Source organism: Cupriavidus sp. KK10 (assembly GCF_018223725.1).
GTDB classification, from domain to species: Bacteria; Pseudomonadota; Gammaproteobacteria; order Burkholderiales; family Burkholderiaceae; genus Cupriavidus; species Cupriavidus necator.
In genome coordinates this window covers 1,343,602-1,368,038 of record NZ_CP073678.1, presented here as the reverse complement: position 1 = coordinate 1,368,038, position 24,437 = coordinate 1,343,602, and the positions used below count along the sequence as shown (strand labels likewise).

The 24,437-nt window shown below is 64.9% G+C and carries 20 protein-coding genes; 8 read left to right on the top strand and 12 right to left on the bottom strand.

What is annotated here, in order from left to right; all coding sequences use genetic code 11:
• Positions 1-10: 10 nt before the first annotated feature.
• Positions 11-1,438, bottom strand: a complete 1,428-nt coding sequence (locus KB879_RS37755) for a thymidine phosphorylase family protein (protein WP_249221553.1) — start codon at positions 1,436-1,438, stop codon at positions 11-13.
• A gap of 161 nt (positions 1,439-1,599) precedes the next feature.
• On the bottom strand, positions 1,600-2,391 hold the full coding sequence (locus KB879_RS37750; RefSeq protein WP_211982974.1) for a helix-turn-helix domain-containing protein: 792 nt from the start codon (positions 2,389-2,391) through the stop codon (positions 1,600-1,602).
• A gap of 379 nt (positions 2,392-2,770) precedes the next feature.
• On the opposite strand from KB879_RS37750, the gene KB879_RS37745 reads away from it, so the two are divergent.
• The 6 genes from KB879_RS37745 to KB879_RS37720 all read left to right on the top strand — a co-directional run bounded on the left by KB879_RS37745 (position 2,771) and on the right by KB879_RS37720 (position 8,794).
• Entirely contained in the window at positions 2,771-3,193 is a 423-nt protein-coding gene (locus tag KB879_RS37745; protein WP_153954474.1) for an Hsp20/alpha crystallin family protein, read from the top strand.
• A 26-nt stretch (positions 3,194-3,219) separates the two neighbouring features.
• Complete coding sequence (locus KB879_RS37740; RefSeq protein ID WP_153954473.1) at positions 3,220-3,684, top strand: cyclic nucleotide-binding/CBS domain-containing protein; 465 nt, start codon at positions 3,220-3,222, stop codon at positions 3,682-3,684.
• A gap of 68 nt (positions 3,685-3,752) precedes the next feature.
• On the top strand, positions 3,753-4,400 hold the full coding sequence (locus KB879_RS37735; RefSeq protein WP_153954472.1) for a BON domain-containing protein: 648 nt from the start codon (positions 3,753-3,755) through the stop codon (positions 4,398-4,400).
• 115 nt (positions 4,401-4,515) lie between these two features.
• Positions 4,516-5,169, top strand: a complete 654-nt coding sequence (locus KB879_RS37730) for a BON domain-containing protein (protein ID WP_211982972.1) — start codon at positions 4,516-4,518, stop codon at positions 5,167-5,169.
• A 56-nt stretch (positions 5,170-5,225) separates the two neighbouring features.
• Positions 5,226-7,922 (top strand): bifunctional acetate--CoA ligase family protein/GNAT family N-acetyltransferase, encoded by a 2,697-nt coding sequence (locus KB879_RS37725; RefSeq protein WP_211982970.1) that lies wholly within the window; start codon positions 5,226-5,228, stop codon positions 7,920-7,922.
• Between the two features lie 146 nt (positions 7,923-8,068).
• The gene (locus KB879_RS37720) at positions 8,069-8,794 is read left to right on the top strand and encodes a carboxypeptidase-like regulatory domain-containing protein (protein ID WP_211982968.1); all 726 of its coding nucleotides are present in this window, start codon (positions 8,069-8,071) and stop codon (positions 8,792-8,794) included.
• Between the two features lie 240 nt (positions 8,795-9,034).
• On the opposite strand, the gene KB879_RS37715 is transcribed toward KB879_RS37720, so the two are convergent.
• Positions 9,035-9,568 carry a hypothetical protein gene (locus KB879_RS37715; RefSeq protein WP_211982965.1) on the bottom strand — a complete coding sequence of 178 codons (534 nt, stop codon included), beginning with the start codon at positions 9,566-9,568 and terminating at the stop codon, positions 9,035-9,037.
• Between the two features lie 553 nt (positions 9,569-10,121).
• Between KB879_RS37715 and KB879_RS39995 the strand changes: the two genes are divergently transcribed.
• Positions 10,122-10,367 (top strand): DNA-binding response regulator, encoded by a 246-nt coding sequence (locus KB879_RS39995; RefSeq protein ID WP_228772452.1) that lies wholly within the window; start codon positions 10,122-10,124, stop codon positions 10,365-10,367.
• A 30-nt stretch (positions 10,368-10,397) separates the two neighbouring features.
• On the opposite strand, the gene KB879_RS37705 is transcribed toward KB879_RS39995, so the two are convergent.
• The 4 genes from KB879_RS37705 to KB879_RS37690 all read right to left on the bottom strand — a co-directional run bounded on the left by KB879_RS37705 (position 10,398) and on the right by KB879_RS37690 (position 15,845).
• Complete coding sequence (locus KB879_RS37705; RefSeq protein ID WP_211982963.1) at positions 10,398-11,045, bottom strand: response regulator transcription factor; 648 nt, start codon at positions 11,043-11,045, stop codon at positions 10,398-10,400.
• 457 nt (positions 11,046-11,502) lie between these two features.
• Positions 11,503-13,263 carry a PAS domain S-box protein gene (locus tag KB879_RS40670; RefSeq protein WP_371827439.1) on the bottom strand — a complete coding sequence of 587 codons (1,761 nt, stop codon included), beginning with the start codon at positions 13,261-13,263 and terminating at the stop codon, positions 11,503-11,505.
• 321 nt (positions 13,264-13,584) lie between these two features.
• Positions 13,585-14,427 carry a universal stress protein gene (locus KB879_RS37695; protein ID WP_211982961.1) on the bottom strand — a complete coding sequence of 281 codons (843 nt, stop codon included), beginning with the start codon at positions 14,425-14,427 and terminating at the stop codon, positions 13,585-13,587.
• Between the two features lie 59 nt (positions 14,428-14,486).
• Entirely contained in the window at positions 14,487-15,845 is a 1,359-nt protein-coding gene (locus KB879_RS37690; protein ID WP_211982959.1) for an MBL fold metallo-hydrolase RNA specificity domain-containing protein, read from the bottom strand.
• A gap of 224 nt (positions 15,846-16,069) precedes the next feature.
• Here KB879_RS37690 and KB879_RS37685 point away from each other — a divergent pair, with 224 nt between their 5' ends.
• Positions 16,070-18,784 (top strand): HAD-IC family P-type ATPase, encoded by a 2,715-nt coding sequence (locus KB879_RS37685; protein ID WP_211982957.1) that lies wholly within the window; start codon positions 16,070-16,072, stop codon positions 18,782-18,784.
• Between the two features lie 181 nt (positions 18,785-18,965).
• Here the strand turns inward: KB879_RS37685 and KB879_RS37680 are convergent, their stop codons facing one another.
• The 5 genes from KB879_RS37680 to glgA form a co-directional block, all read right to left on the bottom strand.
• A complete protein-coding gene (locus KB879_RS37680; RefSeq protein WP_249221419.1) occupies positions 18,966-19,439 on the bottom strand; it encodes an NUDIX domain-containing protein in 474 nt (157 codons plus the stop codon).
• 272 nt (positions 19,440-19,711) lie between these two features.
• Positions 19,712-20,545 carry a universal stress protein gene (locus KB879_RS37675; protein WP_211982955.1) on the bottom strand — a complete coding sequence of 278 codons (834 nt, stop codon included), beginning with the start codon at positions 20,543-20,545 and terminating at the stop codon, positions 19,712-19,714.
• 337 nt (positions 20,546-20,882) lie between these two features.
• Positions 20,883-21,290: a glycogen/starch/alpha-glucan phosphorylase gene (locus KB879_RS39985; RefSeq protein WP_249221418.1), complete on the bottom strand. Its 408-nt coding sequence runs from the start codon at positions 21,288-21,290 to the stop codon at positions 20,883-20,885.
• A 124-nt stretch (positions 21,291-21,414) separates the two neighbouring features.
• Positions 21,415-21,951, bottom strand: a complete 537-nt coding sequence (locus KB879_RS39980; RefSeq protein WP_249221417.1) for a DUF3417 domain-containing protein — start codon at positions 21,949-21,951, stop codon at positions 21,415-21,417.
• A 358-nt stretch (positions 21,952-22,309) separates the two neighbouring features.
• Positions 22,310-23,875 (bottom strand): glycogen synthase GlgA, encoded by a 1,566-nt coding sequence (glgA, locus tag KB879_RS37665; RefSeq protein ID WP_249221416.1) that lies wholly within the window; start codon positions 23,873-23,875, stop codon positions 22,310-22,312.
• Positions 23,876-24,437: the final 562 nt, after the last annotated feature.

Here is a 24,437-nt window from a genome sequence, read left to right as displayed (position 1 = left end):
GGCCGGCGGGCTATTGAATGCCGAATGGGTCATGCGCCAGCGCGTAGCTGAACGCATATTCCAGTTCGCCGGACGCCTGGGCGTGCAGCGTGCAGAGCGGTGTGCCGGCTGCGACCTCGTCGCCGGTGCGGACATGCAGCTCCAGCCCCGCCACCTGCCGGCGCGGCGCTCCGGCCAGCTTCGCCGCGCGCGCGATGTGACGGTTGTCGATGGCGGTCACGATGCCGCTACTTGCCGCCACCAGGTCGCGCCGGAACACCGCCTGCCCCGGGGTGCGCAGCCCGCCTTGCGCTTCACAGATCGCCTGGAACCGGGCCCAGGCCGCACCGCTGTCGAGCAGGCTGCCGGCCTGCTGCCATCCCTGTCCTTCCGGCATCGCGCCGCAGAACTCCAGCAGCTCCCCCGCCAGCAGCAGCGAGCGCTCGCGCAGGTCGGCGGGCGCCGTCGGCTGGCCCTGCAGCACTGCCAGCACGTCGAGCGCCTCGAGCGCAGGCCCGACGCCCCGCCCCACCGGCTGCGAGCCGTCGGTGCGCAGGATCCGGATCTTCAGCCCGAAAGCGTTCGCGACTTTGGTCATGGCGCTCTGCAGGCGTTCCAGTTCGCTGTCTTCGCGGATCTTCGCCGTCGGCCCCACCGGCACGTCGATCAGCACGTGGGTGGAGCCGGCCGCAACCTTCTTCGACAGGATTGACGCTACCAGCTGCGCATCGCTGTCGATATCCAGGGCGCGCTCCACGCGGATCAGCACGTCGTCCGCGGGACTCAGGCTCAGCGCGCCGCCCCACACCAGCGCCGCTCCAACCTGCTCCACCACGCGCCGCAGTTCCGTCGCGTCCAGGGTCACGCGAGTCAGGGTTTCCATCGTATCGGCGGTGCCGGCGGGCGAAGTGATCGCGCGTGACGAGGTCTTGGGCAGCACCAGGCCTGCCGCCGCCGCGATGGCCACGACGATCGGCGTGGTGCGATTGCCCGGCAACCCGCCGACGCAATGCTTGTCCGCAACCACCTCGCGGTCCCAGCACAGGCGCTCTCCGGACCGAACCATGGCCCGGGTCAGGTCGACGGTCTCGCGCAGGCTCATGCGACCGTCCGCGCAAGCGGTAAGGAATGCCGCAATATGCACGTCCGCGTATCGCCCTGCGCTGATGTCGCCGATGATGCCGTCCAGTTGGGCGCTGTCCAGGTGGCAGCCATAGATCTTGGCACGTAGTGCCCGCACCGACTCCAGCGCCGGCGCATGGGTGACATGCACGACATCGCCGGCGCGTGCCGCCAGCGTGCGTGCCGCGCTCACCGATAGGCTCGCTTCGCCCATGGCCAACAGCGGCGCGCCCAGCAGCGTCAGCGTGGCGATCAATGACCTGTCGCCGATTTGCACGCGCACGCGCGCCTGCGCGGAAAAGCCCTCGGCGCGGCAGACGGGGCAATCCGGATGCATGTAGATGACATGCTCCTGCCAGGTATCGATCTCGAGCGGCCGGAACACCAGCGTCCCGACTTCGCGGGACGCGGCGGCGGCCACGCCATCGCCGAGCCGGCCGGGAATTCCGGGATCAGAACTGGGATCGTTCACATCATGCCTTGCCGAGTATGACGCTGCTAGCGAGCATCCAGGGCATCCAGGTTGAGCAGCTCGATGGACTTGCCCTGCACGGTGAGCAGGCCTTCCTGCTGGAACCGGGATAAGGCCCGGCTCACGGTTTCCAGGGTCACGCCGAGGAAGCTGCCGATGTCCTCACGCGTCATACGCAGCACAAACGACGTGGCCGAATAGCCGCGTTCGCGGTAGCGTGCCGAGACGCTCAACAGGAACGCCGCCACGCGCTGCTCGGCGGACAGGTTGCCCAACAGCATCATCTGGCGCGATTCCCTGACGATCTCGGCACTGAACATCTTGTGCAACTGGCGTTGCAGCGGCTTGATCTCGCGGCAAAGCGCCTCGAGCAGGTGGAACGGGATCACGCAAACCACGCTGTCTTCCAGGGCAATCGCATCGCAGTTATGGATTTCCTGGCAGACGCCGTCCATGCCGATGGTGTCCCCCGCCATGTAGAAGCCGGAGATGATCTCTTTGCCCCGCTCCGGCGCCACCACGGTCTTGAACGAGCCGGCGCGGACCGCATAGAGGCTGCGGAACGGATCGCCGGCGCGGTACAGCCGTTCGCCCTGCTTGACCGAACGCCAGCCCTGCACGACGGAGTCCAGGCGGGCCATGTCGCCGGCCTCGAGGCTGGCGGCCATACAGAGGTTCCCCAGCATGCAGTTCGTGCATCGCGCCCGTGCATCGCCCGGCGCCTGCGGCGCGGCCTGGGTCTCGTGGCGCCTTTCGAACACGACGAACATCTCGGTCGCGCCACAGGCGGCGTCATCCTCAGTGTGCAAGTCAAACATGGTTGTCTCCGGCCCGCAGGCCCTTTCCCTCGTCCCGACCCTCGCTCGTCCCATCGTTTCTGGCGGACCGCAGCGTTGTGTGGCGCCATGTCTATGTGTTTGACCGAAGTATTGGCCGGCAGCGCTTGCGCGCCTAGAAGGCTGCGCTGAGTTGACTGTCAGGAATGCAGCAGGGCTTGTCAGGCTTACCTGACGCGCCCTGCCGCATGCGTCCGAGCGGTGCGGCACAAGTGACGCAATCCCGCTATTCGGGGCGCACAAGCGGCGCATTGGTAGGCATTGCGCCGGCGCTTGATGCAAAGCAAACCACAATCGCCCCCGCTTGCCAAAGTAAGAAGCATCCGGTGCGCATCGCGCGCCGTCATCCCAGGAGACCAAGATGAGCAACATCAGGCGCTACGACCCGTTCTCGATCGAACCGCTCGGCGACATGCTGCAGAGCATGTTGCGCAACTGGCGGATTGCGCCAGGTACCGAGCTGGCGTTCAAGGTCGACGTGGCCGAGTCCGACACCAGCTTCACCATTACCGCCGACCTGCCAGGCGTGAAAAAGGAAGACATCAACGTCAGCGTCGATCGCGGAACGGTGATGATCTCCGCCAAGCTCGAGAAGGCTTCCGAGGAGAAGGAAGGCGACCGCGTGATCCGCCAGGAGCGCTACAGCGGCTCGATGCAGCGCGCCTTTACGCTGGATGGCAACATTGACACGGAAAAGATCGATGCCAGCTTCCAGGACGGCGTGCTGCGCCTGGTGCTGCCCAAGAAGGAAAGCTCGACCCAGCAACGCATTCCCGTACGTTAGGCGAGTGCGCCGAAAAGGAGACCGGGATGCTAGTCCAGGATATCTGCTCAGCGAAAGCCGTGCATGTCCCGCTGTCCTGCACCCTGCAGGAAGCTGCCGTCCAGATGCGGGACCGCCACGTCGGTGCGCTGATCGTGACAGAGAACTCACCGGCCGGGACGCGCGCGGTCGGCATGGTCACGGACCGGGACATCGTCATCGGTGCGACAGCTACCGGTGCGGACCCATGCCAGACTGACGTGGTCGAGGTGATGACGCGCGGCCTCGTGGCGATCCAACGGGATGCCGTCGTCGCCGATGCAATGCAGTTGATGCTGACGCACGGCGTACGACGCCTGGCGGTGCTGGACGGCGAGGCAGTGACCGGAGTGATTGCGCTCGATGACCTGTTCGCCGCCCTCGCAACCGACTGGGGCATGCTGTTTTCGCTCGTGCGCAAGGAGCAGGAGCGAGAGCGTTCCAGCAGCGCGCCGCCTCGGTCGTCCACTTGACCACCATTCCGCCTATTGACTTCACACCCGGTGCCGCGTTCGGCGCCGGACTCGTACAGAGGTAAAGCATGAAAACCGATCATCAGATCCAGAAGGATGTCACCGACGAACTCGACTGGGATCCGGCGATTGACGCGGCGTCCATCGGCGTCGAAGTCCATGAGGGGATCGTCACGCTGAACGGGCACCTGTCCAGCTATGCGGAGAAGCTCGCCGCCGAGCGCGCTGTGGAACGTGTTTCCGGCGTGCGCGCGGTTGTCATCAAGCTGGACGTGCATCCCCCCGGAGCCTTCATGGACGAAGCCATTGCCGAGGCGGCCCGGGACGCGCTGCAATGGCACGTGCATGTACCCGCGGACGCTATCAAGGTTCGCGTTGAGCAGGGCTGGATCACGCTGTCGGGAAACGTCGACTGGGGCTACCAGCGTAGGCTGGCCGAACGCACGGTCAGCCAGTTGCGCGGCGTAATCGGTGTCGTCAACAACATCCGGATGAATGAGAAGACCGCGCCCCCCGATGTGGAACAGCGCATCGAAGAGGCGCTGCGACGCCATGCCCTGCGTGAGGCCCACCATATCAGCGTCACGGTCGAGAACGGCACCGCCACGCTGACCGGCCGCGTCGGCTCCCTGGCCGATCGCCGCGCGGCCATCGGTGCCGTATGGTCTGCGCCGGGTATCTCGGCCGTCATCGATCAGCTGGAAACGCGGCCGTGACGCCAACTGAAAACGCGGTCGAATGCCGATAGCGCGAGGCGCGCCGGCACGCACGGAGCAGGCGGCACGCGCCGCCATCGCGCCCGAGGGCGCCATGCAAACAGGAGACAACGACATGAAAGGCGATATCCAGCTCAAGCAGCATGTAGTCGAGGAACTGGCCTGGGACCCGGCCGTCGATGCCGCCGAGATCGGCGTGCAGGTCACGGACGGTGTGGTCACGCTGACCGGCCATCTCAGCAGCCATGCTGCCAAGTATGCCGCTGAGGACGCCGTCAGGCGTGTGCCCGGCGTGAGGGGCCTGGCCGTCGAAATCGACGTGCGCCTGCCCGATGACGCGCAGCGCACCGATGCCGACATCGCACGCGCCGCGAGCAACATCCTGGCGTGGACCTCGGTGCTACCCGCGGATCGCATCCAGGTGATGGTCGAGGACAGCTGCGTCACGCTGACCGGCACGGTCGACTGGAACTACCAGCGCCTGGCCGCCGAGCGCGCGGTGGCGGGGCTATACGGCGTGGTTAGCGTAGCCAACGCGATCGCGGTTCAACCAGCGATCGCACCTGGCGACGTGAAGGAACGAATCGCCAAGGCGATCGAGCGCCAGGCGGTAAACGACGCGACCCATGTCACCGTCGACGTCAAGGACGGTGTGGTGACGCTCCGAGGCAGCCTGCGCAGCTGGGCCGAGCGCGAGGCCGCCTCCGAAGCCGCCTGGGCAGCGCCGGGGGTCACCGAAGTGTCGAACATCATTCAAGTGAATCTCTGACCTCCCGACTGGGCCCGGGACGCAGGTGGTGCCGGCAGTTGCCAGGAGAGCCAGCCATGACAGTTCGTAACCTCGATGCCCTGTTCCGTCCGCGCTCGGTCGCGCTCATCGGCGCGACGCTGCGGCCGCATAGCGTGGGGGCAACCGTGCTGGCGAACCTGTCCGCGGGCGCCTTCACCGGCCAGCTGTACCTGGTCAACCCGAAGTATGCGACGCTGGCGGGCCAACCCTGTTACGCGCGCGTCGGCGCGTTGCCGGCGGCGCCGGACCTGGCGGTGCTGTGCACGCCCGCACCCACCATCCCGGTTCTCATCGCCGAGCTCGGCGCCGCCGGCACGCGCGCGGCCATCGTGCTGACCGCCGGCTTCGAGGGGCCCGAGGACAGCGCCGGAGGCGCCTTGCGGCAAGCCATGCTCGACGCTGCGCGGCCCCATCTGCTCAGGATTCTCGGGCCGAACTGCGTCGGGCTGATCGCTTCGGGGATCGGCCTCAATGCCAGCTTCGCACCCGGCACGGCCCGGCAAGGCAAGCTGGCATTCGCCACGCAATCCGGCGCGCTGGCCACCGCCGTGCTGGACTGGTCGCGCTCGCGGCAGATCGGCTTTTCCCATTTCATCTCGCTGGGCAACAGTGCCGATGTGGACGCGGCCGACGTACTCGACTACCTGGCCAGCGACGCCGGGACGCAGGCCATCCTGCTCTACGTCGAAGCGATCCGCCACGGCGCCAGGTTCATGTCCGCGGCGCGCGCCGCCGCCCGCAACAAGCCGGTGCTGGTCGTCAAGGGCGGGCGCTCGGCGCAGGCGGCACGCGCCGCCGCGTCCCATACCGGCGCCATGGCGGGTGCCGACGACGTCTACGACGCCGCCATCCGTCGTGCCGGCATGCTGCGCGTGGACAGCACCGAGAGTCTGTTCGACGCCGTCGAGATGCTTGCCCGCATGCGCGGGCTGCGTGGCGAGCGCCTCGCCATCCTGACCAATGGCGGCGGCGCCGGCGTGATGGCGACGGATGCGCTGGCGGATGCCGGCGGGACCCTGGCGCGCCTGTCAGACCAGACCCTGACCCGGCTGGACACCGTGCTGCCCGCCACCTGGCCGCGCGCGAATCCAATCGACATCATCGGCGACGCGCCCGTCAAGCGCTACCTGCAGGCCTACGCCATCCTGTGCGAGGCGCCCGAGGTTGACGCTGTATTGATGATCCATGCACCCACGGCCATCGTGCCGGCCGCCGAGATCGCGGCCGCGCTCGTCGGCGCGCCGTCCGGCGGCAAGCCGCTGCTGACAGCATGGCTCGGGGCGGATGCCGTGCAGCAGGCACGCCGCTTGTGCCAACATGCCGGCGTACCGACCTTCGACACCCCGGAGCGGGCAGTGCGCGGCTTCCTGCAGGCCTGCGAATACCACAGGAACCAGCAGTTGCTGATGCGCACGCCGCCCGCAGACGGCATGTACACGCCGGCTGACAAGAACCAGGTACGCACGATCATCGGCAATGCCCTGCGCGCCGGCAGGGCGTTGCTGACCGAGCCGGAGGCCAAAGCCGCGCTGGCCGCCTATGGCGTCCCCGTGGTCGCGACCCGGACCGCGGCAAGCGTCGATGAGGCTGTCGACCAGGCCACACGGATAGGCTATCCGGTCGCGCTCAAGATCCTGTCCCCGGACATCACGCACAAGTCTGCCGCGGGCGGCGTTGCACTGGACCTCGCCGACGCCGCCGCGGTGCGCAGCGCCGGCAGCGCCATGCTCGAGCGGATCTGGCAGCAAGCCCCGGAGGCACGGGTGGAAGGCTTTACCGTCCAGCCGATGGTCGGGCACGGCGATGGCTTCGAGCTAATCGTCGGCGCCGCCACCGATCCCGTGTTCGGCCCCGTCTTGCTATTCGGCCATGGCGGCGTCAACACCGAACGCATCGGCGACCATGCGGTTGCGCTGCCGCCGCTCGACGCGCTGCTCGCGCAAGACCTGGTGTCGCGCACCCGCATCGGGCGCCTGCTGGAAGGCTGGCACGGACACCCGGGTGTCGACGGGGACGGCTTGCTCCAGGTACTGGTACAGGTATCACGCCTGGTCTGCGATATTCCCGAGATCGCCGAGCTTGATATCAATCCTCTGCTGGCGAGCGCGACAGGCGTCATCGCGCTCGATGCCCGCATCGCCATCAGGGCGCCGGCGCCGGGCACGCGCCCGCGGCTGGCCATCCAACCCTATCCGGAAGCGCTGGAGGAACGCGTCGAGCAGGACGGCCGCACCATTGTGCTGCGGCCCGTGCGCCCCGCCGACGAAGCAGCCTACCAGGCTTACTTCCGCCAGCTGACGCCGGAAGATGTCCATGCACGCTACTTCTGCACGTTCCGCGAGCCGGAACACAGCCAGTTGGCAAGGCTCACGCAGATCGACTACACGCGTGAGATGGCGTTCATCGCGACGACTACCGATGCGTGTGGCCAGACCTCCATCCTCGGGGAGGTCCGGGCCGTTGCCGATCCGGACAATCTCCAGGCGGAGTTCGGCATCGCCGTGCGCTCGGACTGCAAGGGGCAAGGACTGGGAAAGCTGCTGCTCGAGAAGATGATCCGCTATGCGCGCGCAAAGCGCATCGGCGCGCTGGTGGGCTGCACCATGCATGACAACCGGCCCATGCTGACTCTGGCGCGCGCCTGCGGCTTCAGGACCAGCACCGCGGCCGGCGTCGATGGCGTCAACCTGCACCTTGCGCTCGGCGAAGAGGATGCCGGCGTTCTCGCTTAGGGTTGCGGCATCGCAATCGGCGCGCGCGGCTGCCGGTCTACGCTGGTAGCAGGCGAGCAGGCTGCTCGCTGCCTGCAAGCGGCACCTGCGGCAGACGGCGGCGGCAGCTCCACTCCTTTCATCAACCCGTGGGGAGCTGTCCTACCATGAATCTTCAACGTATCCCTGGCTGCCGGGCCCTGCTGCTGGCGGCCCTCCTCTGTGCCGGCACTGCGCCGGCGCTTGCCCAGCCCGATACGTCGCCGGCCGCGCCGCCACGGCCCCGCGAGGCAGTCCGCGGCGCAGACCTGCTCACCGAGGCGGAGCGTGCCGACATTTGCGCAAGACTGCGCAGCGCCACGTCCGCGCAGGAGCGCCAGGCGATCATGCAGCGCACTCACGACCTGATCGCGACGCGCGCCAGCGAGCGCGGCGTCACGCTGCGCCACGGCGGGTCTGGCAACCGGCGTATGGGGATGAACGACCGCTTTGGCAGCCGCTACGGCATGGACTGCAGTCCGCGCGCGGCGGGAGCGACCGCTGCGGATGGCATGCCGGCGCCCAAGGACGCCGATGGCGTTCGCTACCTGACAGGGGGTGTCGGCCAGGACGAGGCGGCTTACCTGCGCAAGGCCAGCGGCGACTACAGCCTGCGGCTCACTTTCACCGGAAGCGGCGGTCAATACCTCGCTGGTGTCGACACGTATATCTATGACAGCCGCGGCAAACAGCGCTTCGCGGCCGTGTCCGATGGTCCGTTCCTGTTCGTCCAGCTGCCGCCAGGCCGCTATCGCGTCGTCGCCAGCGCGGATGGCAAGGAGCGCGAGCAGACGCTGGTGGTGCCGGCTAAGGGCGGCGTGTCCCGCACGATGCGCTGGACGCCTGCCTCATAGCCATTGGTCCCCAGGGATCCCGGTCCTGGCCGGGTGGCGGCGTACCCGCCAGGTGATCCGGATGCCTGCGCGCCTACCGCCGCGCGCCGGCAATGCCAACGCGAATTGCCATGCCTTCGTCATGGCCGCCGGCGAGCAAGGCGTTGGCAATTTCGATCGCCTTTCCGCGCACTGCCGGCGGCAGCCGCTTCATTGAAGCAAGATATCGGTCAGCATACCAAGGCATCGCAGGCTCTCCCTTCACCCGCCTCGGTAGCAGCCACCGGTGCCAACGCCCTGCGCGCGCCGCAGCGCGTGGCGCTGGGTCCCAGTCTGCGCCGGCGCGACAGGGAAATCCCCTGGCAGGCGCAGCATCAACGACGGTCCGGTGCCATCCGGGCGCACGCGCACGGAGCGGCATTCGATCGCGCCTGCGGAGCGGACCAGCGCGCGATAGTCGCCTGGCGGCAGGCGCAGGTACAGCAGCGGCCCTTCACTCATCACTAGCAGCACTATCTCGCGCCGCGCATCGAACAGGGTCACGGTGACGTCAGACAAGCTGCTGCCATCGACTTCGTTCACAAAGTGCAGATGAACGTTGAAGCGGCCGGCAATGCTGCGCATGGCTGCTACCTGGTCCACCCCGATTCCGCCGGAGACGTAGTCGATGCCATTCATGTTATGAACCGCCGGCGCCGCCGGAACCACGGGCGACTCCACCGAAGCAGCGCCCGCGGGGATGGCAATGAATGGACCCGCACAGAGCAGGCAGGCGGCAAGCGCCATCGCGCGCATGGGAATCTCCTAAGACAAGCCGGTCGCCGACAGGCATCGGTTGCGCCGGTGATGTCATCCAGAGTAGGTGCGCAGGAGGGCGCGATCTTGGGCTACATCAAGACACGGCCACATCCGTCAGTGCGGGGGTGCTGGAACTGGCGATCACGGTCGGCGCGGTGGCTCTTGTGGCGGCAGCAATTAAGCTGGGCGGGGTCCTAGGCAAGACCTAGGCCGCGCAAGCTGACGTCTCGCGGCGCAGGTACATTGACTTCCCTGAAAATCCGAGCCGCCATCCAACCCGGATCAATGGACATTGCTGCGAGCTGTCAGGGATTACTGACACGGCCTTCTGCCGCCCTGACGCCACTCTCAGCCGCCTCCTATATTGTGCCAAATAGGCGGCGGTCATACTGGCCACATGCCAGACAGTATCCAACCCAAGGTCCTCACTGTGTACCTGCTCGAGCATGCGAATGCGATCCGAAGCAGGCAGCTTGGCATCTTCGCACGATTGCCTCGCATACGAATTGCAGGGTCGGGCGCTAGCGCCATCATGGAGCTGACTAGACTCATGCGTCATCGCCCCGACGTTGTCGTGATCGGCTTGCGCACCGCAAGTGGCGGCGCGATCCAAGAGGTGAGGATACTCAGGTCAGCCATCCCAGATGCCATCGTGATCGTGCTGAGCGACGCCCTCAGCCTGCCGCTGCGGCGCGCTTGCCTGCGGGCAGGCGCGAGCTACTGCTTTGACAGGACGCTGGAACTAGACGCGCTGCGCTTGGCGCTGACCGGGCTAGGGACCGCCTCAACATCATAATGCCAGGGCGAGTTCAACTACACGCGACTGCTACAGGTCGGCGTCGTCGTCGAACAGATGGTTCCGCATAGCATACCGCAGCAGCATGGCCTCATTGGGCATTTGCATCTTTTCCATGAGGCGCATCTTGTAAGTGCTAACGGTCTTGGCGCTGACACACAGTGCCATGGCGATCGCCGTGATGGGCTCGCCCAGCACCAGCCGCCGGTACACTTCCAGCTCGCGGTCCGACAGCCGCAGGTGGGGCAAGTCATCGCTCTGATCCTTCAGGCCGCTTGCCAGTTTTGCTGCAATTCCCTGACTCACATAGGTACCACCCCGCGCTACCTGTCCGATGGCGGACACCAGCTCCGTGGCCGCGCTTTCCTTGGTCAGGTAGCCTGCCGCTCCGGCCTGGAACGCACGGACGATATATTGCTCTTCCGCATGCATCGTCAACACGAGGATGCGCAAGGCCGGGGCTTCGGTGCGTAGTAGGCGGATCAACTCCAGACCGCTCCTGCCAGGCATGGACAGATCAAGGAGCAAGACCTGCGGACTGCATTCCCTCACCATTCTTGGTACTTGCGCACCGTCAGCCGCTTCGGCAACCACCTGAAACGACCCCGCCCGTTCCAGGATGTGCCTTAAGCCGTCTCGCACGACGGCGTGGTCGTCCGCAATCATCACGCGTGTCATGCATGGTCTCCCTGTTCATGTGAGAAGAAAACAATCACGCGGAAGGCCCCTCTTCCCACGAGTTCCGCAGAGCGCATCGCCGCGACGGAACCTTCAGCGATTTTCCCTTTCCCATCGAACCGGTTGGCCGGCAGCAGGCTCTCATTGCCGTTAACATGCCAATGGACTATAGAGTCTGTGCCGGAGAAGGCAATCCCGCCATGTGCCCGATGCCCCACGATGGCTGGCAAGCCGCCAGCGCCGGGCACTGTTGGCACGACGCAAGCTCGATCGCAATTGGATGCTCATCCATGAGTCACCTAAAGTGCTGTCGATATGACGCCGCGGCCCTACCTTTCGCAGTGGTGCCAACGCCCGGCCACGCGAGTGATTTGCCGGGCGCTTTATGGCGTTCATCCGGGCGGCAGTTTGTCAAGCGTGGGGGATCTCCCCTAGAATCGTGTTGCTTTGGAGCATTTCAAGGCCCTCCCAGGCCGGCGTTCCGTTGCGGGGGGATATCTACCCTCAAGCAAAAGCCCTTCCCGGGAGCACTTTCGATCGATACGGCGCCCCCGAGCAGACGAGACCGCTCCCGGATGCCCAACAGCCCCAGCGACTTGCGCGGCTCGTTGGCGTGTGGCTTCATGTCCCAGCCTGCACCATTGTCCTGTACTCGCAGGCCAACCCGGTCGTCGTCACACACCAGGTGGATCTGCACGCTGGTCGCGTTAGCGTGGCGAACGACGTTGCTCAGTGCCTCCTGCACGATGCGAAACAGCGCGGTCGCCGTCTGCTCCGGGACATCGACGTCGACACCGTCCACCGTCACCGCCAGACCATACCGGTTGGCAAAATCGTTCGCCAGCCACTCAATGGCGGGCAGCATACCCAGGTCGTCCAGCAGCGCGGGCCGCAGAGCGCTAGCGATACGGCGGACAGAGGCCACCGTGTCGTCAATGACCGCGTTCATGCCTGCGATCTCGTCCAGCAGGCCAACGGTGGGCTTACACTCCTCCACGTCCGTGCCAAGCATGGCTAAGTCCATCTTCAGCGCGCTCAGGCGCTGACCCAGGTCGTCATGGAGTTCGCGCGCGATGCGGCGCTTCTCCTCTTCGCGAGTGGCGAGGATACTGTCGGAAAGCTGCTGCAATTCCTCGCGCGAGCTTCGTAGGGCCTCTTCGGCACTGACGCGCTCAGTAATGTCGCGCAACATCACTGTATACAGCTTGCCGCCACCGTCGACCGTTTGCGAAATAGAGGCCTCGATCGCAAACTCGCTGCCGTTCCGCCGCATGGCGTAGAGCGCCAGGCGTTGACGCCCCATCTGGCGCTCCGATACACCGGTAATCCCAAACCGGCGCACATGCTCCGCGTGGGCGGCGCGGAAGCGCTCAGGAATGAAGTCGCCCAGTGGGCGCCCGATCGCCTGCTCCGCCGGCCAGCCAAACAAGGTTTCGGCCATCGGATTGAACAGCACGACGCGCTGGTCGCTGTCCACAATGATGATCGCCTCCATGGAGGAACGGATGATCCCAGCGAGGCGCGCCTCGCTTTCCCTCACGCGTTGAAGACTGCGCTGCATGGCCTCCTGAGCACGGACGCGCTCGGTAATGTCGCGCAACATCACGGCGTACAGCTTGGTGGCGCCGTGAACAGTTTGCGAGATGGACGCTTCGACCGGAAATTCGCTGCCATCCCGCCGCATAGCGTAGAGCGCCAGGCGTTGAGACCCCATCTGGCGCTCCGAAACGCCAGTAATCCCAAACCGGCGCACATGCTCCGCGTGGGCGGCGCGGAAGCGCTCAGGAATGAAATCGCCCAGTGGGCGGCCAATCGCCTGCGCCGCTGGCCAGCCAAACAAGGCTTCGGCCGTCGGATTGAACAGCACGACGCGCTGGTCGCTGTCCACGGTAATGATCGCTTCCATGGACGAGCGAATGATATCCGCCAAACGCGCTTCGCTTTCTTCCAGTCGTTGACGGCTGCCCCCCGAGACGCGCCTGAGCCTTCTCAGCCTGATCCAATAGAGACCAACAACGAGCCCGATGCCCCCCCCCAATAGCGGCACCAACGGCGCCAAAAGCCCCCGGTGCCGTTCGACGGTAGCCTGCAAAACGAAGGCAAGCACTACGAAGAGGACGACCGCGCCACTGCCAATCGCCATATCGATAGCATAGGAGCGCGGGCTCTCGAACGATAACAGCTGAGCCTTGTCTTTGGGGGCGAATGGGTTAGTCACGCAACGCGCAATGTCTGGCCGATTCCGGGCTTCTTAATCACTTCTGAATAGAATATAGAGCGACGACACGGTCCTGCAAGCCAAAGCTCAATCCGCTCAGCACCTGAGCCGGCGTGTTCCAAGGCTGGATTCTCGTGCTTCTTCGGCGCTTCGGCAGCCGAGCCGCTGTTGTGGGAAGCCGTTTTAGAGACTAGCTCAGGAATCAGCTCGGCGATGTCGGCAACCCGACGTTTGGCTTGCCCGGCAAAGTGCTAGCCAAACGGCGCCCCCGGCACGGCCTCCGCTAACGCACTGCCAGGTCCGACTGGCAGTAATCGCACCTCAGTGCGACATAAAGACTGGAAACGCTGCCTGGCGCAGTAGGGCGCGGGTGGTGCCGCCCAGCACAAGCTCCTTAAGCCGGGAACGGCCATAGCCGCCGGCGACCAGCAGGTCGGCCTGTACCTTGCAAGCAAGTTGCGGCAGAACGTGGTCGGGGTCGCCCTCCCCGAAAACCAGATCGGCATTGATGCCATGGCTGGCCAGCCACGCTGTCAGCCGGTTCCCGCTGTCACGGTAGGCCTCTTCCCCAATGGCACCACCATACTTGTCTGGGCTGACCACCAGGACGGAAACAGCACTGGCATGCGCGAGCCACGGCAATGCGTCCGCTACCGCCCGCGCGGCCTCTCTGCCGCCGTTCCATGCGATGGCGACATGGCGACCAAAGCGCGGGCCGGCCGCGCCCGGCACCAGCAAGATGGGCCGGCCGGCATTGAGCATCGCATACTCCGCAACCCCGGCCAGCAGCGCCGGCACATCGGCATCCGCCGACGGCGGCGCGGGCAGGATGAGATCGGCGAAACGGCCCTCGTCGGCAAGCGCCCAGCCGGATTCGGCGTCGATAATGATGTGCCGGGTGGGAATGTCCGGCGACACTTGCCTGGTCAGCGTGTCGAGGGCTTCCTTGTGACCGGCAACCAGTTTGTGCAGCTGGCTGGCGGCAAGCGCCACGTATTGCCCGGCTTCTTCGCCCGCCCCGCGACACGGCTCCAGGTTTGTTCCAGTTGCAGTCAGTCCGACCACGCTGCCGCCGAATTTCGCGGCAACCCGTGCCGCCGTTTCAATGCGTGCCGACCGGGCAGAATCTTCGCTGAGGTCGACGAGGATGGTTCTAAAGTCCATAACGTGATTCCGGTTTGTCAGACGTGCCTAAAGATGCACATGACAGGCGCCGGGCTGGATCAATCGAGCGGGTAGGACCGCCGATATTCCGGCATGGTGACCGCCCAGCGCAGATCGCGCTCGATGTTCTGGCGCAGCGCATCGCTTGCCTGTGGCTCGCCGTGCACGACAAACGTACGCCGCGGCGGCTGGTGAAAGCCGCCAAGCCAGGTCATGAGTTCCGCGGCATCGGCATGTGCGGACAGGTTCTCCACCTGCTCCACCGACGCATGCACGGCGATGTCCTTGCCATGGACGCGGATGTCGCGCCGCCCTGCGGCCAGCGCTGCGCCGCGCGTACCCGCCGCCTGGAAGCCGGAAAGCAGGATGGTGTTGCGAGGGTCCGGGCCGTAGGCGGCAAGATGGTGGACCACACGACCACCGGTAGCCATGCCGCTGCCAGCCAGGATGATCTTGGGACTTCGGTCGTGGTTCAGCCAGATCGACTGCTCCATGCTTTGCACCGGGGTGGCGAGATTGCAGGCTGCGGCGCACTCTTCGCGGCTGATGCGCAGCTCTTCCGGATGCAGCGAGAAAATCATGGTCGCGTCGATGGCCATCGGGCTGTTGAGGTACACCGGCACGTCGGGGATTCGCTTGAGCTCGCGCAGGCGGTGCAGGCAGTACAGCAAGCTCTGCGTGCGCCCCACCGCGAAAGCGGGGATGATCAAGCTGCCGCCGCGGCCAATTGTCCGGCTGACTATCTCGCCGAGCACATCCAGCGGGTCGTCATCCGGATGCCGCCGGTCGCCATAGGTGGACTCCACCAGCAGGTAATCCGCCTGACGCACCATCTCCGGCGCGCGCATGACGATGTCTTGCTGCCGCCCGAGGTCGCCGGAGAAGACGATGCGCTTGCCGTCGACGAACAACGTGACGATCGCTGCCCCGATGATATGTCCGGCCCGGGCAAACTCGGCCTCTACGCCGGGCACCACCTGGAAGCGCTTGCCGAATTCCATTGGCTGGAGCCGCCGCATTGCTCGTGCAGCGTCGGCGGCAGTGTAAAGAGGCAATGCGGGCCGGTGACGCGAAAAGCCCTTGCGGTTCGCGTAATCGGCGTCTTCTTCCGCCAGGTGGGCGCTGTCTGGCAGCAGGATGCCGCACAGCTGCGCGGTGCCCATGGTGCAATACACGCTGCCGCGGAAGCCGTTGCGCACCAGCAGGGGCAAATACCCGCTGTGGTCGATGTGGGCATGGGTCAGCACCACGGCGTCGAGCTTGGCCGGATCGAGCGGCAGTGGGTCCCAATTGCGCAGGCGCAGGGTCTTGTATCCCTGGAACAAGCCGCAGTCGACCATGACTTGGTGACGGCCGGTATCGAGCAGGTACTTGGAGCCGGTGACCGTATCGGTCGCGCCGAGGAATTGCAGTTGCATGCTGGTGTCCTTTGACGCTTGCGCAAAGCCGCTGGCCCCACCACGGGTGCCGCTGGCTGATACAGGCAGTCTAGGAGGGGGAACCGAGCAGTGGTTGATCCGGATCAATCATGTGGACACACGGGTACCTACGCTTGAACAGTGTCCGGCCCCGCCGGCCGCATATGGCGTACGCGCAGGGTGCACACGCCTGGCTCCGCGCCGAGCATCCCTTGGGAAACCTCATGCAAAATCGCTCCAGCGCGTTGCAAACGGATCGCCCCCGATCTCACGAAGAACCTTACGGTACCCGGGATGGCATCGATCCGGCGCACGTCCCTCCCGGCCTGACCACCGCGCAGGCTCGTGCGCGGCTGGCGGAGGTGGGCCGCAATGTGCTGCCTCAGGCGGCCCCGAGGTCGGTTGTCGCGGTGTTTCTGCGCCAGTTCCTTAGTCCGCTTATTTACATCCTCCTGGCCGCGGCGGCGGTGTCGCTTGCATTGGGTGACCTGAAGGATGCACTGTTCATTGGGGCAGTACTGCTGATTAACGGCGTCATCGGCACCGCACAGGAGCATACGGCCGACAAGGCGACCGTGGCGCTGCGCAAGCTGGAGCAGCCCCGTGCCACGGTGATCCGGGACGGCGTGCAGCAGGAGATCGACGCAAGTACCCTGGTACCGGGTGACCTGGTGGTGCTGGAAGCCGGCAGCCGAGTGCCGGCCGACCTGGAACTGACCTACGCCATTGACCTGCAGTGCGATGAATCCCTGCTTACCGGCGAATCGTTACCGGTGCGCAAGCTCTCCGCACGTGATCCCAGCAACGCCCCAGCGAGCGCCCGCCAGTGTCTGACCTTCGCCGGCACTGTGGTGCTCCGCGGCAGGGGCCACGGCATCGTGGTGGCAACTGGCCCTGCCACGCAAATTGGCCGGATTGCGCGGGAACTGGGCCGCGAATCCATCTCGCAGCCACCTTTGATTCTCAGGCTCCAGCGTTTTTCTCGACTGATCGCGGTGGCGGTAGGCGTCGCTGTAGCGTTGCTGGTGTTGGTGGGTATGCTGCGCGGCATGGCATTGCGCGAGCTGTTCATGATGTCGGTCGGACTGGCGGTGAGCGCGATCCCCGAAGGACTGCCCGTCGCCATTTCGGTGGCGCTGGCGATCAGCATCCGGCGGATGGCAAAGGCCCACGTGATTGTGCGCAAAATGCCCGCCGTGGAGTCGCTTGGCTCCTGCACCATGATCGCCACCGACAAGACCGGCACCCTGACCATGAACGAGCTCGTCGTCACGGATGTCCGGCTTCCCGGCGGCACGGCGCTGTCCTTCGACGTCGGGCACGACCTGGACGAATGCAAGATCCGCGCCGCCGGCGCCACCGAGCAGGACGCGAGAACGCAGGTAGCGGCCCTGCTGAGGGCCGCGGCGCTGCCAAATGAGGCGCAACTATCCAGGGAGCGCGACGGCTGGACTGGCACCGGGGACAGCGTGGACGTGGCGCTGCTGGCCGCGGCGCACAAGGGAGGCACCGTAGCCAATGAGGTCCGACAGCGGTACCCCTTGGTGGCCCGTATCCCCTATGAGCCAGACCTGCGGTACGCGGCCTCGTTCCACCGGCACGAAGAGACGATCCGCGTGTTCGTCAAGGGAGCGCCCGAGACGCTGATCGCCATGTGCGACCAGGCGGATGTTCGCGGCCATGCCGTGCCGATCCGGCGCGAGGCACTGCTTCGGGAAAAGACAGCGCTGGCCGCGCAAGGACTACGCGTGCTGGCGTTCGCTGAAGGCACGATTGATGCGGAGCCGGACGGGTCCTATGGACACGGGCACCTGGTCAATCTGACCTTTCTGGGAATGGCAGGCATGAAGGATCCGGTTCGCCCAGAGGTCCCCGAGGCTATCCGACGCTGCTACAGCGCCGGCATCGACGTGGCGATGGTGACTGGCGACGATCCGTTGACGGCCAGCGCAATTGGCTCACAGGCGGGGCTGCGCTTTAACGCGGACCAGGTCGTGACGGGCGAGCAGGTGCGCCAGGCCGAGAGCGAGGGGCCGCACGGACTCGACCAACTGACCCGCCGTGCGCGCATCTACGCCCGCGTCAGTCCGGACCAGAAGCTGTCCATTGTCCTGTCGCTGGCAAGAACCGGCCATTTCGTGGCAGTCACTGGCGACGGCGTCAACGACGCTCCTGCGCTCAAGCACGCACACGTCGGTGTGGCCATGGGCCGAAAGGGAACTGAAGTGGCGAAGCAAAGCGCAGACATTGTCCTCACCGATGACAACTTTGCGTCCATCGTCAACGGCATCCATGAAGGCAGGGTGGCGTACGCGAACATTCGAAAAGTCATCTTTATGGTGGTTTCCACGGGCGCGGCCGAAATGGTTCTGTTTCTGCTGGCGATTCCCCTGGGTCTGCCAATGCCATTGCTGCCGGTGCAGCTGCTGTGGCTCAACCTCGTGACCAATGGCATCCAGGACGTGGCTCTGGCTACCGAGCACGCGGAGGGCGATGAACTGTCGTATCCGGCGCGCAAGCCCCGGGAACCGATCTTTGACCGCGTAATGATCCGCCGCATCTGCTATTCGACTCTAGTCATGGGCGTAGGGGGATTCGCAACTTTCTACTGGTTGCTCGACCGCGGCTATCCCATCGACGAGGCACGCAACCAATTGCTGCTACTGTTTGTGCTGTTTGAGAACTTGCAGACGTTTAATAGCCGTTCGGAGCGCCACTCCGTATTCCGACAGGGGGTCTTCGCCAATCCGATGCTGGTGGCCAGCGTACTGGCCGCCCAGTCATTCCATATTGCTGCCATGTACATACCTGGGTTAAGCGACACGCTCAGTCTCACACCTGTGTCGGCTACGACGTGGGCCGGGCTGTTGTCGCTCGCGCTGACATTGACGATTGCGGTGGAGCTGGACAAGTGGTGCAGCCGGCGGTGCAAGCTGTAGCGCAGAGACCGGTGCTCGCCCACTCGAGGCGCTGACCTTTGCCCCCATGGGTGCGGGCAGACTGGCCGACGCCGCCGTTCTGACGATCCGTCCCTGAAGTCGACGAATCCCTGCAAGGGCTGCTAACCCTCAGATCTCTGGAATCGTCCGCATGCGTCACTTGAAAGAGAAGGCGGAGGTGCTACTCCATTGGCGCCGGACCCGACGCCCCTTCAGGAGGGTCTCTCGCGACTTTCATTCCGACCATCCTCCGCGCCCACTCAAGTACAGGCAACAGCCGGGGCGGCAAGTGCTGCTCAGCTTCAGCAAAAGATACCCAGCGGAATTCATGGTGTTCCGGCCGGCCCAGTTCCGGGCTAATCGGCAAGACAACGTCGCCCCGGGCCGAAACCGCCAGATAATAGCGAGCCACCTTGCTGCCGCGGTTGTAGGGCTCGGTTTCGCAGTACTGCTCGCCCCACCGAAACTGCAGCCTTGTCAGGCCGGTTTCCTCTTCGGTCTCGCGCAATGCCGCCCCCAGTTCGGTCTCCTCTGGTTCAGGCAACCCCTTGGGGAAATCCCAATTTCGGTAGGCACGTAGAATGAGACAACGCCATTCGCCCGCCTCCGGCCGCAGCACAACCACGCCCGCCGATCGCTTCATTTGATGCGACATCCCGGCCTCGCCCTATTCCTATTCCCCGCTAGGGGAAGAACCGCGCTTGCGTGCTGTGGCCGACCTGGAACGCGCCCACCGACGCCGGCGCGCTGCTGGAGATCGCGGACCGCACTCGCTGCGACCCCATACCATTGCCTATTTGCTTGAACATGCACGCGACCGTCACGCCGGTCCACAGCTCGATTTGCCGAAGCTCGGAAGGTATCCCCGCCATCGCCATTGCGGCCTGCTCGAAGCGACCCTCTACACGCCGGCGGTCCAGGCGGAGGTCAGTGCGACATCAATACGGGAACGGTCAAGGACGCCAGCAACGTGCGCGTCACACCGCCGAGCACCAGCTCGCGCACGTGGCCATGGCTGTAGGCCCCCATGACGATCAGGTCAGCATTGAAATCTGCCGTGCGAGAAAGCAGCAACTCGCCGATGGTCAGATCGGAGCCCCCGGTACCGTGCTCGACCTCTACGGCAACGCCGTAGCGCATCAGCGTCCGGGCCGCGTGGCTGCAAGGCGTTGCGTCCGCGCGCATCTCCTTGGACGTGGTTTGCACGTTCAGGATCCTGACCTGCGCGCCGGCGATGAGCGGAATGGAGTCGTGCAGGGCCCTTGTCGCTTCCCGGCTGCCATTCCATGCCAGCATGACCCGCGTCCCCACCGTTGGGAATACCCCCGCCAACGGAATCACGAGCACCGGCCTGCCGGCTTCAAGTATCAAGGATTCCAAAAACTGATGCGCGACGAAGCTGCCGGGATCGCTCGGATCGTACTGTCCGGCAACGATAAGGCCGGCTTCGCGGGCTTCGCGCAGCGCCATCGCCACAGGCTCGCCCTCCACCGCACGCCACTCCGTTTCCACTGACAGCTCGCTCACTGCGGCCTCGAACCGGCGTCGCACCTCGTCGCGTACCTGGTGGCGCCGCTCGCGATCCTCGGCCATGAACTGCTCAGTACCTTGCATAGCATAGACCCACGCGGGAGCCATGAACCCTGCAAACAGCCCAATCAGCCGGCATTCGTTGGCCACGGCCAGACGGGCGGCGAGCTCCAGGCGCCGCGCTGCGCTCTGGCTGGCATCGAGGTGCACCAAAATGCTTTCATAGCGCATGGCTGTACTCCGTCGGCCTGGATGGTCCTGGATTCACTCTAGGTTGTGATGCCCAAGGACGGTTGATGGAGATCAGTGGCGCCTTCGATTGTCCGGGACGTCCAGATTGCTCGAGATTGCGATAGCCGGAACGGGGCGAGCTGCGGCCAGCAAGGGCATCGCCTGGGCGCCCACGCGCCCACGCGCCCACGCCTGACACGATTTTACATAGACCGATGACCCGTCGCCACCCTACCCATGCCGCTGGAGCGGCTGCCTCGGGCGCTGTCCGGTGGCGGGAGCAACCGCGCACCCGCCCCGGCCGCCCGGATGGCCCCCACCGACAACGGGGCCGCTGTCATCGCTTGGCTCGCGCGCTAAGCCTGCGACTGACCTCGGCATGCAGCCGGCTCACGCTATTGACATGCGCGCACCCATTCCGTGCCAGATAGGCAGTATTGAACGGTTCGTCTTTGTCGGTCGGGTCAAGCCGACCCAGCGCAAGAAAATCATCTACCGAGAGGTTGAATTCACGAAGATATTCGCGCGCATACGCATAGACCAATGATGGCGGAAATGCATCGAATCCTGCCGGCACTGGCGTGTGCGTCGTGAACACGTTCCCGGCTCCGGTGGCCCACATGGCCTCCCGGAACGAGACATTCGTGCGCTGCATGAAGCGACGGGCTCGCTCCAAGACCACCAGCGCCGCGTGACCTTCGTTGAGGTGACACACCTCCACCTCGATGCCGAGCGCTTCGAGCATGGCCCAAGCCGCCAATGCCAAGCACCACCTCCTGTAGCAGTCGCATTTCCGCCCCCCCGCCGTACAGCTTAGCCGTGATGCCGCGTTCCGCGGCACCGTTGCGCACATCGTTGCTATCGAGCAGCTATAAGCGGGTGCGTCCGACAATCGCCTGCCATACACGGACAAACAGCATACGGCCAGGCAGCCTCAGTTCAACTTTCAGCCACGCGCCATCCGCGCCGATCATCGGCTGGATAGGCAGGCTCGTCGGAGCGTTGTGGGGATAGGCTTCCCGCTGGTCCCCATTCGCATCGATGGTCTGGCAGAAATAGCCTTCCTGGTAAAGCAGTCCTATGCCAATCACTGGCGCATCCAGATCGCTAGCCGTCTTGAGGTAGTCGCCCGCCAGCACTCCGAGCCCGCCCGCGAGATAGCACCGGCGATTCTCAATCGCCCGATTGAGGTCCTGCAAGACGGTGCTGTCGCTCCCGAGTTCATCCAGACGATTTTGCGGAATGTTTTGCAGGATCACCCATGGATTGGGGCTGCGCGCCCAGAGCTCCGGATCGATGGTTTGCCACAAGACGTCCAGCGCGTGACTCCAAGTCCAGCGCAAATCGAGTGCCAGCTCCGTCAACGCAGACAACTTCTCCGGCAGGGTTCGCGGCAACGCATACACGTGGGATCATCAGCACAATAGGTTGGTTTGCAGCTGCCCGGCGCCACGCTGCTTTGGTTGGCTGCGCATGTCGGGCCGCCCCGCATATGCCGACAGACAACACCACTGCATCAGTGAAAAGGCACCGGACAGAATCGCCGTGATGGACCGTCGTACCTCCACTTGATCGGCCTGACTTTTCGCGATCACCTCGCGCTGAATGGGCGCGAACCAGTTCTCCCTCGACATTGTCGTCAGCGCCCGGAGCAAGGAATTCGCCTTATCCGCGACAGCGTAAGCAGCCACAAGACAGAGCGTGTGCAGGAGCCCCTCGGGATTGCAACGTCGGTTGCACTACACGCCGACCACACGTCCCGGCTTAATCAGGGGCAGCATTCGGTCCTCGCGAACCAGGGCCAAGCGCAGGCAGACGCATGCCCGCCAGTTCACGATAAATACACGCGTAGCTCGCTGCCGAGCGCGCCCAAGCAAAGTCGCTCGACATGGCCAGCTGCCGGAGCTCTGACCAGCGCTTAGGCCGCGTTTCATACAGGGCCAGACAGCGCGACAGCGCGAATTCCAAGGCTTCCCCCGTCGCGTCGTCAAACAAGAAGCCAGTCGCGCCGGGAGCGGGCCGGTCATGCGTGCCCGCATCGCGCACGCTGTCGGCAAGTCCGCCAACCCGCCGCACGATTGGAACCGTGCCATAACGCATGGCATACATCTGGGCCAGGCCACATGGCTCGAAACGGGACCCGTGCAGGAGAATGTCACCGGCTGCATGCAGGCTGTGCGCGTGCGCCTCATCATAGCCGATCTGCACTGACGCGCGCCCGGGAAAGCGGGTGGCCATGGACGTAAAGCCGGATTCCAGCTTACGCTCGCCGCACCCGTGCAGTGCAAATTGCAGCCGCGGGTGGCGCGCCATCATGTAGGGCAACCGCTCGAGCACCACATCGGCCATCTTCTGCGAGGTCAAACGGCTGATGAATACCGTCAGCGGTGCCGACGCATCGACATTCAGATATAGGTCCCGCTGCGCGTCGGCTTTGCATGATTGCTTTCCTCTCAAATCGTCGCGCGAGTAGTGGTGCGACAGATACGGATCGGTACGTGGATCCCATTGCTCCGCATCGATGCCGTTGAGGATGCCGACCAGATCGGCACGTCTGGCCCGGAACAGCCCCTCCATGCCGAAGCCGAACTCGGACGTGCAGATTTCGTTCGCGTACGTCGGGCTGACGGTCGTCACCTTGTCGGCGTAGCGCACTCCAGCCTTTAAGAACGAGAGTTGGCCGTAAAATTCGATGCCGTCGGGTGTCACTGTCTCTTGAGGCAGACCAAGCAGCTCTGCACGGTCGAGTGGAAAGTTGCCCTGGAAAGCCGCGTTGTGGACGGTGAATACGGTGCGTGGCCGGTGCTGGCCGTTCAGTAATAGCAGCAGAGGCACTAGCCCGGCATGCCAGTCGTGCGCATGGACGACGTCCGCACGCCAGTCGGGGATGGCCTGCCCCAGGGCCACCCGTGCGGCCGCGTGACAGAGCACGCCAAAGCGCTGCGCGTTGTCCTCCCAATCGCAGCCGCTCGGATCCTGATAAGGCGTACCGGGTCGGTCAAACAGTTCCGGACAGTCGACCAGCCAGACCGGCAAGCCGGTACCCGGCATCGAACCCGCAATCAGGTGCGCAGAGACTCCCGGCAGCAGTTCCGCAAGCTCGGCTACCTGCCGCGGCGCAACAAGGCGCTCCAAGGCTTCCGGATATGCCGGCATCATCAAGCGGACGTCGATGCCGAGTCGGGCAATCGCTTTGGGGAGCGCCCCGCAGACGTCCGCCAGGCCGCCCGTCTTGGCCAGAGGGAAGATTTCCGATGCCACCAACAACTGACGCAAGGGATCATCGCCGCATCGCGCCTGCCGGGTCGCAGCATCAGCCAAATCCGCCATGATCGCGCTCCTCAGGTCGTTTGGGTACGTGTCTAATTTTTGGCGCTGTGACCGGCGACATCAAGGACGCTATGGCATAGCCCGCATCCCGGGGGACGCGGCGCGTTGAAGGTCCAGGCTACCGGAACTCCGCGCCCCGGAGTTCGTCCCTAATCCTGGGCATGACGCCCCCCTGCTTGAGACCAGCTTGTCCATGTGAACCATGATGTTGGCGAAGGCCAAGACAAATGTCTCCTCTGGACGAATGGCTATTTGAGGCTTTCTCCAGGCATCGCACAGAACAGATTGTCGTCAAAGGCAATGGTCAGCCTAAAGGCATTCATGACATTCTCGTTCGGAGAATGGTGGCGCAGAGTGCATGGCAGGCACCAAATTCTTGCGCGTCTGGCCGAGCCATCGCCGGGCGCGGCCGTCCTTCAACCATGGGAACCAGACTTGACGGCAGGAGTGAAGACTGGGCGAATTGGCTCGATGCGACGACCCCTTGGCTGCACATTCAGCATAGGTCGCGGAATAGGCTGCGTTTGCCCACGGCCAGAAATCAGATGAACTGCCCGCAAAG